Below are 14,054 nucleotides of genomic sequence, written 5' to 3'. Positions count from 1 at the left end.
ACAGCCACGGACCGCACCCAGCGGCCCTGTAGAACATTGGAGTTACCCATGGCAGCAAAATCCGTCCTCGACCAGGTCATTTCCCTCTCCAAGCGGAGGGGCTTCGTGTTCCAGGCCGGTGAAATCTATGGTGGCTCCCGGTCCGCATGGGACTACGGCCCCCTCGGTGCCGAACTCAAGGAAAACATCAAGCGCCAGTGGTGGCAGAGCGTTGTCCGCGGCCGCGAAGATGTTGTGGGCCTCGACTCCTCCGTGATCCTGCCCCGCCAGGTATGGGAAGCCTCCGGCCACGTCGAGGTGTTCTCCGACCCCCTTGTCGAGTGCCTCTCCTGCCACAAGCGCTACCGCGCCGACCACCTCGAGGAAGAGTACGAGGAAAAGAAGGGCCGTCCCGCCGAAAACGGACTCAAGGACATTGCCTGCGCCAACTGCGGCACCCGCGGACAATGGACCGAACCGCAGGAGTTCTCCGGCCTGCTCAAGACCTTCCTTGGCCCCGTGGCCAGTGAAGAGGGCCTGCACTACCTGCGCCCGGAAACCGCGCAGGGCATCTTCGTCAACTTCAGCAACGTGCTCACCACGTCCCGCAAGAAGCCGCCGTTCGGCATCGGCCAGATCGGCAAGTCCTTCCGCAACGAGATCACGCCGGGCAACTTCATCTTCCGCACCCGCGAGTTCGAACAAATGGAGATGGAATTCTTCGTCGAGCCGGGCACCGACGAAGAATGGCACCAGTACTGGATGAAGGAACGCATGTCCTGGTACACCGATCTGGGCATCCGGCCGGAGAACCTGCGTTTCTACGAGCACCCGTTGGACAAGCTCAGCCACTACTCCAAGGGCACCACGGATATTGAATACCGCTTCGGTTTCCAGGGCTCCGAGTGGGGCGAGCTCGAGGGCATCGCCAACCGCACCGACTTCGACCTCTCCACCCACTCGAAGGCATCCGGCCAGGACCTCAGCTACTTCAACCAGGCCACCAACGAGCGCTACACGCCGTACGTGATTGAACCGGCCGCCGGCCTGACGCGTTCCTTCATGGCCTTCCTCGTGGACGCCTACACCGAGGACGAGGCACCCAACGCCAAGGGCGGCGTCGACGTCCGCACCGTCCTGAAGCTTGACCCGCGCCTGGCACCGGTCAAGGCAGCCGTGCTGCCCCTGAGCCGCAACGAGGACCTGTCCCCGAAGGCGAAAGACTTGGGTACCCAGTTGCGCAAGAACTGGAACATCGACTTCGACGACGCCGGCGCCATCGGCCGCCGCTACCGTCGCCAGGACGAGATTGGTACCCCGTTCTGCATCACCGTCGACTTCGACACGCTTGATGACCAGGCCGTCACCATCCGTGAGCGCGACACCATGAGCCAGGAACGTGTGTCCCTGGACAAGGTGGAGGGCTACCTGGCCGCACGACTGATCGGCGCCTAAGCGTGTCCATCGAATACCGGGAATGGCGTGAGAGCGACGACCTCGCGCTCCTGGAAATGTGGGGTGGGCCCGAGACCCTGCCGGCCCAGCAATTCCGCGCAGCCCTGGCGCCGTCGAGCAACAGCGGTCAAGGCCAGCCTTGGCGCAGGTGCATAGTGGCGGAAGACGTCGTTGACGGCATCGGCATCCCGGTTGCGGCAGGTGTGGTCCACGAGGCCTCCCTGCACCCGGAACGGCTCTGGGCCTACATCGAGGTTGCCAAGGACCACCGCCGGAGCGGGATAGGGGCGACGCTCCTGACCATGCTGCGGCGCGAAGCCGAGCAGGCGCCGTCGGGGGTCACCAAGCTGCGCAGCAAGGTGGAGCCCGGCACGGCCGGCGCCGCCTTTGCCGAGTGGGCTGGACTTGCTCCTATCCAGCGTTCGCAGCTTGTGGTGGTGGATCCCGAGCCGCTCAGGCTTCCGGTGTTCGGAGACGGCTCCGAAGCAGCGGCCTCCGAGCAGGTGGAAGACCTCGCCACGGGATCCGTCGAACTGAGCGACGTCGTAGGCCGGTACTACACCGCCGTGCACCACTGGGACAACCCCGGCGAGCTCGGCATCCCCACTGTGCAGCGGCTGTTCCTCGACGAACTGACGGGGGCACACGGGGCGGTCGTGCTGCGTGCGCCTAAGGCGAGTGCATTTGGCTCCGGCGTTCCGGCCACACGCAAGGGCAAGCTGCAGGCCTTCGCCATCAGCTACGCCCAGGGCAGCTCGGACGAGCCCTCGGAAGTATTCCTCGGCCACGATCCGCTTTTGCAGGATGACGAGGCGCGCGCCGCAATCCGTGACCTGCTGGCGCTCATTGCCTATCAGCACCCCGTGCTCCTCGAGGTGGACGATTCCATGACAGCCGTGCGCGCCGTCGTCGATCCCTTGCTCGAAGTGGGCAAGGCGAAGCTCCGCGGAGCGGACACCCTGGTGGTCAGCGAATAGCTGTTGTTCTCCGCCCGGCCCAACTAATCCCCACCGCCACCCTCGCCTCGCAAGTCCCCGCCGGCTCCCAGCCTTCGCAAGCTCAGGCAGGGACCCTCGCCGGCGGGGCCCCACGGCCAGGGAACCCTGGCGGCGTGGGCCCCCGCATTTGTTGTCGTTTTGAGCCCTCATAACGACAACAAATGCGAGTCAGTTGGGTGAAGCCTTGACGAGGCCGTGGCCTGGGTGTAGGCATGACGACGTAAGCTCCGGCCGATTCGTCTGGCGGGAAAGCGGCGGGTGGAACGGATCCGGTCTCCTGAAGAGAATCGGCGGTAACACCCATGAATGGAACAGCCCTGGACGGACTGCGCGAACAGCTCCGCGGGCAACTCGTCACTCCAAGTGATCCTGACTATGATTCCGCCCGTGCCGTCTATAACGGGATGATCGACAAACGTCCGGCAGGGGTTGTCCGTGTGGCCCAGGTAGCGGACGTCATTGCTAGCGTGAATTTCGCCCGGGACAATTCCCTGCCCTTGGCCATCCGCGGCGGCGGCCACAGCGCTCCCGGTTTCGGGACCTGGGACGATGCCCTTGTCATCGATTTCGTCAACCGCACCGGAGTCCGTGTGGACCCCGAAGCCGGTACAGCCCGTGCCGAAGCGGGAACGACCTGGGCAGATTTCAACCACGCCACCCATGCCTTCGGGTTGGCCACCACCGGCGGGATCGTCGGATCCACCGGCATCGCAGGCCTGACCTTGGGTGGCGGCATCGGCTATCTTGCCCGCAAGCACGGACTGTCGTGTGACAACCTGATCTCCGCTGACGTGGTGACAGCGGACGGCAAGTTCGTGACGGCCAGCGAGACCCGGAACGAGGATCTTTTCTGGGCGCTGCGCGGAGGCGGAGGAAATTTCGGAGTGGTGACGTCGCTGGAGTACAAGCTGCACCCGGTGGACATGGTCCACGCTGCGATCATCATCTACGGCATGGAGCACGCTGAGACCGTTGCGAAGTTCTACCGCGACTACATGGACACTGCCCCTGAGGAGTTCGGGGCGTTCCTGGGCTTCCACCAAGGGCCGCCCGTACCGTTCCTGCCCGAGGAGTGGCACGGCAAACCAGTTTGCGTGGTCATTGGCATGTGGACGGGTGATCCTGGAGAAGGAGCGGCCCGCTGGCAGCCGTTCCTGGATGTTGCTCCCGTGGCGGGTTCGCTGGTGGGGCCCATGCCGTACCCGGCACTCAACTCGGCATTTGATCCACTGCTTCCGAAAGGGATGCAGGCCTACTGGAAGGCGGATTTCCTCTCCGAGCTCAACGACGGCGCCATTGCCGCCCATCTTGAATACGGAAGCAAAGTTCCGAGCGTGCAGACGTCCGTCCACGTCTACCCGATCGACGGTGCGGTGCAACGCGTGGGTCAGACGGACACCGCCTTCGTCAACCGCGGCGTCAAGTTCTCTCCGGTGATTGCCTGCATGTGGAACGACCCCGCAGACAACGCGGCGAATATCGACTGGGTCCGCAGTTACGCCGCTGCATTGCGACCGCACTCCTCGCCGGGAGGCTACATCGGCTTCATGGACGGTGATGACCAGGGCCGGATCAATGAGAACTACGGGGTCAACTACGAGCGGCTCCAAGCCATCAAGGGCAAGTACGATCCAGAAAACCTCTTCCACGTGAACCAGAACATCAAACCCGCCTGAACCCGAGAACCAAGCCCAACTGACTCGCAGTTGTTGTCGTTTTGACGGTTCATAACGACAACAACTGCGAGCTAGTTGGGTGGGACGCAGCGCTGCCCCACGTAGGCTTGTGGGCATGAGGTTTTGCAGCTAATGGGTCACGGCCATTCACACGGACATACAGAGCATTTCGAGCCAAGCCCGCAGGCACTCGCGGCACGCAAGCGGGCCAACTGGCTCCTCGTAGCCGTGCTGGCTCCGATTGCCGTCCTCACGATCGTTGCCATGCTCGTCATGTGGCCGTCCGGGAGCAAGGAAGGCATCACGTTCGCTAGCCCTTACGCGGCCGCTCCCGGGGTGACGTTCGATACCGGCAAGATCCAAGCCGTCACCCAGGAAAGCTGCACGCAAGGGACCCAGGCTCCGGGCACGAACGGCACGAACGGCACAAACGGCGCGAACCAAAGCAGCGGTGCACAGCCGCAGGGGTCCCAATGCACCTTCGCGTCCACCCAACCGGATAACGGCGGCAGCCCTGTGAAAGTGGTCATCAACCCGGATGTCGCCAAGTCCCACGGCGTCAAAGTGGGGGACAGCATCCGCTACCTGAACCTCTCCAGGGTGCAGGGCGCAGCGGCGGGCAACGGCTCGCCGTCGTACGTTTTTCTGGATTTCGTGCGGACCGTTCCCATGGCCCTTCTGGCTCTCCTGTATGCCGTGGTGGTCATTGCGGTCGCGCGCTGGCGCGGCTTCAGGGCGCTCCTTGGACTGGCCGGAGCCTACGTGGTGATGGTCAGCTTCATGCTTCCGGGATTGGTGGAAGGCAAACCGCCACTGCTCGTGGCTTTGGTCGGCTCCACGGCCATCATGATGGGGGTGCTCTATTTCGCCCACGGATTCTCGGCCAAGACCTCCACCGCGTTGCTGGGCACGATCTTCGGCCTCGGTATTACGGCGCTGCTGGCGGCCTGGGCCACGGATGCCGCCAACCTGACCGGGATCGCCACCAGCGAGGGCGCCACGCTCGTGAACATGTCGGACAAGATCTCCCTGTCCGGCATCATCCTGTGCGGGCTGATTATCTCCGGGCTCGGAGTCCTCAACGACGTGACCATCACCCAGTCCGCTGCCGTGTGGGAACTCTACGAGCTGGCGCCTGAAACCGGCGCGCGCAAGCTGTTCAGCTCAGCCATGAGGATCGGCCGGGACCACATCGCCTCCACCGTCTACACCATCGCCTTCGCCTACGCCGGTGCTGCGCTGCCCCTCTTGATCATTGTCATGCTGTACGACCGCCCGCTGGTCGATTCCCTCACCAGTGCCGAGTTGTCCGAGGAAGTCATCCGCACACTGGTGGGCTCCATCGGTCTGGTGCTTGCCATCCCGGTGACCACCTTGATCGCCGTCCTGGTGGTCAAAGCGACCGGTCCGCGGCGGCTCGCGGCCGCCGGCACGGGGGATGCGAAAGCCGCCGGCACGGGGGATGCGAAAGCCGCCGACGACGACGGGAAGGTCCGCGAGCTTGAAACCGCTCGGTCCGCCGATGCCTTCGAATCGTTCGACACCGGCGAACTTGCCGCCGTCGTCATGACCAGGCGGGCACGCAGGGAAGCCGAGCGCCGCTAGCCCCCGATGACATTTGTCATCCCTCATTGGTGACACACGCCCGGGCACCGGACGTGGATCTCGGCTTTGATGGGTAGTGGAGTAACCAAACCCAAGGAGAGTCATGACAACAGCGAGTGTGCCGGCCGTCCACGCCGCCGGACTGCACAAGAGCTTCGGGAAGGTCCATGCCGTCCGCGGTCTGGACCTCACCGTGCAGCCGGGGGAGGTGGTGGCGTTCCTCGGTCCCAACGGGGCGGGCAAGACCACCACCGTCGACATGATCCTCGGATTGAGCGCCCCGGACCAGGGAAGCGTTTCCATCTTCGGCCACAGTCCGCGGGGAGCCATCGCCCGCGGCCAGGTGGCAGCGGTGATGCAGACCGGCGGCTTGCTGCGGGACATCACCGTGCGCGAGACCGTGCAGCTCAACGCGGCCATGTTCGACTCCTCCCGGCCCGTGGACGAAGTCCTGGCGCGGGCGGGCATCCTGGAGATCGCCGACCGCAAGGTGGAAAAGTGCTCAGGCGGCCAGCAGCAACGGCTGCGCTTCGCCATGGCCCTCGTCTCCGATCCCGGATTGCTGATCCTGGACGAGCCCACTACCGGCATGGATGTCGCGGGACGCCGCGACTTCTGGAACGCCATCAGGACCGACGCCCAGCGCGGACGGACCGTCATCTTCGCCACGCATTACCTAGAAGAAGCCGACGCCTACGCGGACAGGATTGTCCTGGTCCGGCAAGGCAGCATCGTGGCGGACGGCACCGCCGCCCAGATCAAGAACCTAGCCTCCGGCCGCACCGTCAAGGCATCGCTTCCTGTAACGGAGCGCGGACTGCTGGCTGGGATGCCGCCTGTGGAGAGCATGGATTACGACGGCGGCCGCCTCACCGTCCGCACTGGCGACTCGGACGCCGTCGTGCGGTACCTGCTCAATAACACGGGCGCCCATGACGTCGAAGTGGCGGCGAACAACCTCGAGGAGGCCTTCGTGGCCCTCACCGGAGACGATGCCGTACCGGAATCCACGAGCATCACTTTTGAAGGAGACCTCGTATGAGCACGGCAACAGTCGTCCAGGAACGGAAGCCGTCCACCGGCGGGGTCAACCGCACCTTCCTCTGGATCGAGATCAAGCGGATGCTCCGAAACCGTCGGACCATCATTTTCACGGTATTCATGCCGGCCATCTTCTTCTTCATTTTCGGCTTGTCCAACAAGGACAAGCTCCTGCCCAACGGACACAGCTACGGCCAGTACATCCTCATCAGCCTCACGGTCTATGCTGCGATGACCGCTGCTACGGGCGCGGGTAGCCAAGTGGCGGTGGAACGTGCCCAAGGCTGGAGCCGCCAGCTTCGCCTCACGCCGCTCCTGCCAGGGGCGTATATCGCGGTGAAAGCAATGGCCGCGCTGACGCTGTCCCTCGTTGCCGTCGTGGCCCAATTCGTCATCGGTGCCTTGGCCGGTGTCACCATGGATGCCCAGACCTGGCTGACAGCGGGCCTTGTCGCTTGGCTCGGCTCCCTGGTCTTTGCGGCGCTTGGCTTGTTCGTCGGATACCTCATGCCGAGCCAGAACGTCATGCAGATCCTCGGCCCGGCCCTGGCCATCCTTGCCATGCTCGGTGGACTGTTCATGCCGATCGAGATCATGGGGGAGACCTTCGGGAACATCGCCAGGTTCACGCCCGCATACGGGATCGGACAATTGGCCCGGAGCCCCATCACCGGCGAGTTCGACTGGGCGTGGATCCTCAACGTGCTCATCTGGCTCGTGATCTTCGTGGCCGGGGCTGCCATGGCGTTCCGCCGCGACACGAAACGTGTCTGAACAGGCCGCTAGGGTAGGCGCCATGACCAGCAATGCCCGCGGAACCTCCTTCAGGGATGTGATCACCGGAAGCGTGTTCACCGGCACCCTTTTCAAGCGAGGCAACATGTTCCGCGGTCCTGGGCCACGGGGCTGGTTCATCGGCGCGGGACTCTCCATCCTGCTCTGGGCCTGGCCGACGTGGAACATCGTGTGGTCCGTGGACGAGCCGCTGGCCTGGAAAGTGGCGGCGTCGGCGTCCCTGATCGTGTTCTTCGCCGCCTACGTCTTCCTGCCCCAGATCAGCTGGCGGCTGGGCGTCCGGGCCGGCATCGTGTCCGTCTGCATCCTGCTGGCGCTGAACGGCGTGATCATCCTCCTGATCGGAAGGGAAGCCTTGTGGACGTGGACCTTCCTCGCCTGCGCCATTGCCATGACGTCCCTTCCGCCACGCACCGATTTCTTCCTCATCGTCGCCTTGTCCCTCGTCTCTTTCACCACCCAGCTGGTGACGGGCAACGGGGAGCAGGCCTTGCTCCAGGCCGGGATCATCTTGTCCCTTGGCCTCATGATGTCCGCCTTCGCGCGGCTGATCCGGCAGACAGCACGGCTCCGCGAAGCGCAGACTGAACTGGCTGACGCGGCCGTCGCAGCAGAGCGCAGCCGCGTGGCCCGGGACATGCACGACATCCTGGGGCACTCCCTGACGGTGATCGCCGTGAAGGCTGAGTTGGCTGGCAGGATGCTGGACACCGTCCCCGGCGACCCTGCCCGGGGCCGGGCAGCCGCCGAAATTTCCGCGGTGCAGGACTTGGCCCGCGGTGCGCTCGCCGACGTCCGGGCCACAGTGGCCGGTTATCGCGGCGTCAACGTCCTTGCGGAGCTCGCCGTCGCCCGGACGGCCTTGGAATCGGCCGGGATCGACGCCGAACTGCCGGGAACCGTGGAACAGGTTCCGGCGCGGCACAGGGAGCTCTTCGGCTGGGTGCTGCGCGAAGGCGTCACCAACGTGGTGCGGCACTCCGGTGCCGCGCGCTGCCGCGTCCGGTTGACGGCGTCGAGCGTCCTGGTGGAGGACGACGGCGTCGGCCCGGCCTCCGGGGGCCGCTCCGGGAACGGACTGGCCGGGATCCGCGAACGCGTGGGTGCCGCCGGGGGAACGGTCACCATTGGCCCGAGTGACCTGGGAGGGTTCAGATTGGCGGTTGAGGTATGAACATCCGATTGGTGATCGCAGACGACCAGGCGCTCGTGCGCGGGGCTCTGGCGGCTTTGCTGGGACTGGAACCGGACATCGAGGTGGTCGCGGAACTGGGCGACGGGACCGGGGTGGCGGCCGCCGTCGTCGAGCACTCCGCCGACGTGGCAATGCTCGACGTCGAGATGCCTGGCCTGGACGGGATCAGCGCGGCTGCGGCCGTGCGGCGGGCCGCGCCGTCGTGCCGGGTCCTCATGGTGACCACCTTCGGACGGCCCGGTTACCTCAAGCGCGCCATGCAGGCCGGAGCCTCCGGATTCGTCGTCAAGGACACGCCGGCGCGGCAATTGGCCGAAGCCGTGCGCCGCGTCCATCAGGGGCTCAGGGTGGTGGACCCCGTGCTCGCGGCGGAATCATTGACCGCGGGAGACAGCCCGCTGACCGAACGCGAGGGCGAGGTGCTCAAGGCAGCGTCCGGCGGCGGAACGGTTGCCGATATCGCGAAGTCGGCGATGCTTTCCGAAGGGACCGTGCGGAACTACCTGTCCGCCGCGATGGCCAAGACCGGCGGCCGGACCCGCGCCGAGGCCGTGCGCATCGCCGAGGACAACGGCTGGCTGCTCTAGCGGCCCGGCTCGTACTCGGCCGGTCAGTCGATTTGCCCCGCTTTGAGACAATGGACGGGTGACTGTAGTAGCAACGCCCCCTTCGCCCAAGCTCGAACTGCCCCCGCTGCAGCTCGGCCGGATCACCGTGGACACCCCCGTGATCCTTGCCCCGATGGCCGGGATCACGAACTCGGCCTTCCGCCGGCTGTGCCGTGAATACGGCGGCGGCCTGTACGTCGCGGAGATGGTGACCTCCCGTGCCCTGGTGGAGCGCACCCCGGAATCGTTGCGCATCATCTCCCACGACGACGACGAAAAGGTCCGATCCGTGCAGCTGTACGGCGTGGATCCCGTCACCGTTGGCCAGGCCGTGCGCATGCTCGTCGAAGAAGACCGGGCGGACCACATCGACCTCAACTTCGGCTGTCCCGTGCCCAAGGTCACCCGACGAGGCGGCGGATCCGCCCTTCCCTGGAAGATCGACCTCTTCACCTCCATCGTCCAGACCGCCGTCAAGGAAGCCTCCAAGGGCGATATCCCGCTGACCATCAAGATGCGCAAGGGCATTGACGAGGACCACCTCACGTACCTCGACGCCGGCCGCATCGCCAGGGATTCCGGCGTTGCCGCCGTCGCACTCCACGGCCGCACGGCCGCGCAGTTCTACTCCGGCCAGGCCGACTGGTCCGCCATCGCACGCCTGCGCGAGGCCCTCCCTGACATTCCCGTCGTGGGCAACGGCGACATCTGGTCCGCCGAAGACGCAGTCCGCATGGTGCGCGAAACCGGGATCGACGGAGTTGTGGTTGGCCGCGGCTGCCAAGGCCGCCCGTGGCTCTTCGGTGACCTCCAGGCAGCGTTTGAAGGAAGCGACGAGCGCCACCGTCCGGGCCTGCGCGAAGTGGCCGACGGCGTCTACCGCCACGCCGAACTCATGATCGAAACATTCGGCAACGACGAGTACAAGGCGCTGCGCGAGATCCGCAAGCACATGGCCTGGTACTTCAAGGGCTACGTCGTGGGCGGGGAACTGCGGGCCAAACTGGCCACCGTGCCAACGCTCGAGGTCCTGCGCGAGCTGCTGGACCAACTCGACATGGACCTGCCGTACCCGGGCGTCGACTCGGAAGGCCCGCGCGGACGCGCAGGTTCCCCCAAGAGGCCGGCCTTGCCCAAGGACTGGCTGCTCAGCCGGCAGATGGACGCCGATCAGACGCGCGATATCGCCGCAGCGGAACTCGACGTCTCAGGCGGCTAAAGCCTGGCCCGGGTCGCCGCGTGCACGCGCACGGCCAGAGTCGTGGAAAACTGGCTGCATAGGCACTGGCTGACGAGACGCCGGTGCACGGCAAGCGGAGGAGGCAGATACCCATGGGAACTGAAGCGATGTCTGCAGCACGCCCGGCCGAAAACGCAACGGGCATTCCAGGCTATGTGGAGGCCGACTCGGCACGCTGGGTCCAGGAACCCCGGAAGAACACCTACCGCTCGGACTTCGAGAGGGACCGGGCAAGGGTGCTGCATTCGTCGGCCCTCCGACGGCTCGGAGCTAAGACCCAAGTAGTCGCGCCGGACACCGATGACTTCGTCCGCACCCGCCTGACGCACAGCCTTGAAGTGGCCCAGGTGGGCCGCGAGTTGGGCCGCGCGCTCGGTTGCGATCCGGATGTTGTGGACACGGCGTGCCTGAGCCACGACCTCGGCCACCCGCCTTTCGGCCACAACGGGGAATCCGCGCTCAACGAGGTAGCCCACGGAATCGGTGGCTTCGAAGGCAACGCCCAGACCCTGCGCCTGCTGACCCGACTTGAACCCAAGGTCCTTGCTGCCGACGGCCGGCCCGCGGGCCTGAACCTGACCCGCGCGAGCCTTGACGCAGCGTCCAAATACCCGTGGTCGGCCGTCGACGCGCCCGTCATCCACGGACAGCGGAGCAGCAAATTCGGTGCCTATGAAGACGACCTGCCCGTATTCACGTGGCTTCGTGACGGCGCGCCGGGCAACCGCTCCTGCATAGAGGCCCAGGTGATGGACCTGGCTGACGATATCTCCTACTCCGTCCACGACGTTGAGGATGCCATCGTTGCCGGCCACTTCCAGCTCAAGTGGCTGGACAATCCCGACCACCGGGCCCGAGTGGTGGGGTACACCAAGCAGTGGTACCTGCCCCACAACGATCCCGCCGAAATCGATGCCGCTCTGGCCCGCCTCGAAGCCACGAGCGTGTGGGTCCGCGAGGCCGATGGCAGCCGCAAGTCGATGGCGGCGCTGAAGGACATGACCAGCCAGCTGATCGGCCGGTTCTGCCAGAGTGCCCTTGAGACCACGCGTGCCCGCTTCGGCCCGGACCACCTCACGCGCTACGGCGCCGAACTCATGGTCGCGGAGGAAACCGTCACGGAGATCGCCGCCATGAAGGGCCTTGCCACCACGTTCGTGATCTCCACCGACCATCGGCAACCCGTCTATGAGCGGCAGCGCGAAGTCCTGCACGCGTTGGTGGGCGTACTCAACGCGAGCGGAGACCGGCACCTGGAACCGATGTTCGCCGCGGACTGGCGGGACGCCCCCGACGACGGCGCCCGGCTTCGCGTCGTCATCGACCAAGTGGCGTCCCTGACGGACGCATCGGCGCTGGCGATGTACGAACGGCTCGTGGGTAGCCTGCCGTCGCTCTGGTAGGCCACCGCCGAGTTGTCTGCCCGCTCAAGGACCGCCCGCGCGAAGCGACTAGGATGGTGACGTGGCTGGCCTGATCAAACGTGAAGATATCGACGAAGTACGCCAGCGCACCGATATCAAGGAAGTGGTGGACGGCTACGTCACCCTCAAGGGCGCGGGCCTGGGGACCTTCAAAGGCCTCTGTCCCTTCCACGACGAGCGCTCGCCGTCGTTCACTGTCCGTCCCCAAGTAGGCCGGTACCATTGCTTCGGCTGCGGTGAAGACGGCGATGCGATCTCCTTCGTCCAGAAGATGGACCACAGCTCCTTCCACGAAGCCGTGGAAAAGCTCGCAGCCCGGATCGGCTACGAGCTGCGTTATGAAGATGGCGGCACCGGTCCCAACCGCGAAGAGGTCGGCAAGCGCCAACGGCTGCTGGATGCCCACAAGATCGCCGACGAATTCTTCCGCGCCCAATTGCTCACGGCAGGGGCGGCCGAGGGCCGCAACTTCCTCCACGGCCGCGGTTTCGACCGGACCGCAGCCGAACAGTTCGGCGTCGGCTACGCGCCGCAGGGCTGGGACTCGCTCCTGAAACACCTGCGCGGACGCGGCTTCACGGACGCCGAATTGAAGCTGACGGGAATGTTCTCGGAAGGCAACAGGGGCATTTACGACCGCTTCCGAGGCCGGCTCATCTGGCCCATCCGGGACATCGCCGGCGACACCATCGGCTTCGGCGCCCGCAAGCTCTACGAGGACGACCAAGGCCCGAAATACCTGAACACTCCGGAGACCGTGCTCTACAAGAAGTCCCAGGTCCTCTACGGCATCGACCTCGCCAAGCGGAACATCGCCAAAGACCGGCAACTGGTGGTGGTGGAGGGCTACACGGATGTCATGGCCTGCCACCTTGCCGGAGTCGGTACCGCCGTGGCCACATGCGGCACGGCTTTCGGTACCGACCACATCAAGATCGCCCGCCGCTTGCTGTCCGACGACGGCACCGGGGGAGAGGTCATCTTCACCTTCGACGGTGACGCCGCCGGCCAGAAAGCGGCATTGCGCGCCTTCGAGGAAGACCAGCGCTTCGTCGCGCAGACTTACGTAGCCGTGGAACCGAGCGGGGCCGATCCCTGCGACTTGCGCCAGCTCAAGGGGGATGCGGCCGTCCGGGACCTGATTGGCACCCGCCGGCCGCTCTTCGAATTCGCGATCCGGGCGTCCCTCAAACGCCACAACCTGGACACCGTGGAAGGCCGCGTCTCAGCCCTGCGGGAATCGGCCCCAGTGGTGGCGCAGATCCGTGATTCGGGCATCCGCCCAGCATATGTCCGCGAGCTGGCAGGCTGGCTCGGCATGCCCATTGAAGAAGTCAGCCGGGCTGTGGGCTTGGCTGCCAAACGCGCTGCTTCCGGCGCGCCGGGTACTGCGGGGGCTGCGAGCACCGCAGGAGCCACGGGGGCCGGGCAAGGCGCAACGCCGGGCCAGGCCGGACAGCCGGCGGCAGCACCGCCGTCGGACGCTCCCATCGCCTTCATGCGCCCGGATCCTCGGGATCCCATTGCCGCCATGGAGCGGCAGGCCCTCGAGGTGGTCATCCAGAACCCCGCTGTCCTCGGAGGCGAAGCTGCGCTTAGCGGCGGAGCATGGGAACGTTTTGAGGCATGCCACTTCGTCACTCCGGCCTACTCCGCGGTACACACGGCGGTTCGGGCCGCCGGACTGGCCCACGTTGGGGACCCGGTGGCCTGGGTGGAAGGGATTCGCCGGGAAGTTCCGGAACCGCTCCAAGGCTTGGTCTCCGAGCTTGCCGTCGTTCCGTTGCCGGCCAGCACGCCGGAAGCGCTTCAGCGGTATTGCCGAGACATCCTGGCCCGGCTTTTCGAACTGCAGATCACCAGGGTCAAGGCGGACAAGATGGGCCAATTGCAGCGCCTGGATGCCTCGGCCCAGCCGGAGGAGTTCCAACGCCTCAACCGGGAACTGATGCAACTGGAAATGCAGCGCCGCGCCCTCCGCATGGATAGCTGAAGGCCTTCCCCTGCGCCGATTTCGTTTCCCGGCGGCCCTTTGTTA

11 protein-coding genes are annotated in these 14,054 nt (G+C 65.6%); all 11 read left to right on the top strand.

Annotated features, from left to right (window positions below):
- The first annotated feature begins 48 nt into the window (after nt 1-48).
- The 11 genes from AC4CS3_RS03580 to dnaG all read left to right on the top strand — a co-directional run bounded on the left by AC4CS3_RS03580 (nt 49) and on the right by dnaG (nt 14,009).
- Complete coding sequence (locus tag AC4CS3_RS03580) at nt 49-1,434, top strand: glycine--tRNA ligase (RefSeq protein ID WP_490782230.1); 1,386 nt, start codon at nt 49-51, stop codon at nt 1,432-1,434.
- Between the two features lie 2 nt (nt 1,435-1,436).
- A complete protein-coding gene (locus AC4CS3_RS03575; protein WP_490782229.1) occupies nt 1,437-2,411 on the top strand; it encodes a GNAT family N-acetyltransferase in 975 nt (324 codons plus the stop codon).
- A 323-nt stretch (nt 2,412-2,734) separates the two neighbouring features.
- Nucleotides 2,735-4,108: an FAD-binding oxidoreductase gene (locus AC4CS3_RS03570; RefSeq protein WP_490782228.1), complete on the top strand. Its 1,374-nt coding sequence runs from the start codon at nt 2,735-2,737 to the stop codon at nt 4,106-4,108.
- A gap of 132 nt (nt 4,109-4,240) precedes the next feature.
- Nucleotides 4,241-5,713, top strand: coding sequence for a YibE/F family protein (locus tag AC4CS3_RS03565; RefSeq protein WP_490782227.1), 1,473 nt, complete (start codon nt 4,241-4,243; stop codon nt 5,711-5,713).
- 103 nt (nt 5,714-5,816) lie between these two features.
- The gene (locus AC4CS3_RS03560; protein WP_490782226.1) at nt 5,817-6,755 is read left to right on the top strand and encodes an ABC transporter ATP-binding protein; all 939 of its coding nucleotides are present in this window, start codon (nt 5,817-5,819) and stop codon (nt 6,753-6,755) included.
- Nucleotides 6,752-7,528 (top strand): ABC transporter permease, encoded by a 777-nt coding sequence (locus AC4CS3_RS03555; protein WP_490782225.1) that lies wholly within the window; start codon nt 6,752-6,754, stop codon nt 7,526-7,528. Before AC4CS3_RS03560 ends, AC4CS3_RS03555 begins: the two co-directional genes overlap by 4 nt.
- Nucleotides 7,529-7,550: 22 nt before the next feature.
- Nucleotides 7,551-8,723 (top strand): sensor histidine kinase, encoded by a 1,173-nt coding sequence (locus tag AC4CS3_RS03550; RefSeq protein WP_490782224.1) that lies wholly within the window; start codon nt 7,551-7,553, stop codon nt 8,721-8,723.
- The gene (locus AC4CS3_RS03545; RefSeq protein WP_490782223.1) at nt 8,720-9,331 is read left to right on the top strand and encodes a response regulator transcription factor; all 612 of its coding nucleotides are present in this window, start codon (nt 8,720-8,722) and stop codon (nt 9,329-9,331) included. Before AC4CS3_RS03550 ends, AC4CS3_RS03545 begins: the two co-directional genes overlap by 4 nt.
- Nucleotides 9,332-9,389: 58 nt before the next feature.
- A complete protein-coding gene (gene dusB / locus AC4CS3_RS03540) occupies nt 9,390-10,571 on the top strand; it encodes a tRNA dihydrouridine synthase DusB (RefSeq protein ID WP_490782222.1) in 1,182 nt (393 codons plus the stop codon).
- Between the two features lie 113 nt (nt 10,572-10,684).
- On the top strand, nt 10,685-11,995 hold the full coding sequence (locus AC4CS3_RS03535) for a deoxyguanosinetriphosphate triphosphohydrolase (protein ID WP_441414553.1): 1,311 nt from the start codon (nt 10,685-10,687) through the stop codon (nt 11,993-11,995).
- Nucleotides 11,996-12,056: 61 nt separating this feature from the next.
- Nucleotides 12,057-14,009 (top strand): DNA primase, encoded by a 1,953-nt coding sequence (gene dnaG / locus AC4CS3_RS03530; protein WP_490782221.1) that lies wholly within the window; start codon nt 12,057-12,059, stop codon nt 14,007-14,009.
- The last annotated feature ends 45 nt before the right edge of the window (nt 14,010-14,054 follow it).

The sequence above is a fragment of the Arthrobacter sp. SE2 genome, assembly GCF_058244265.1.
This window is presented reverse-complemented; position numbering and strand designations above follow the sequence as displayed.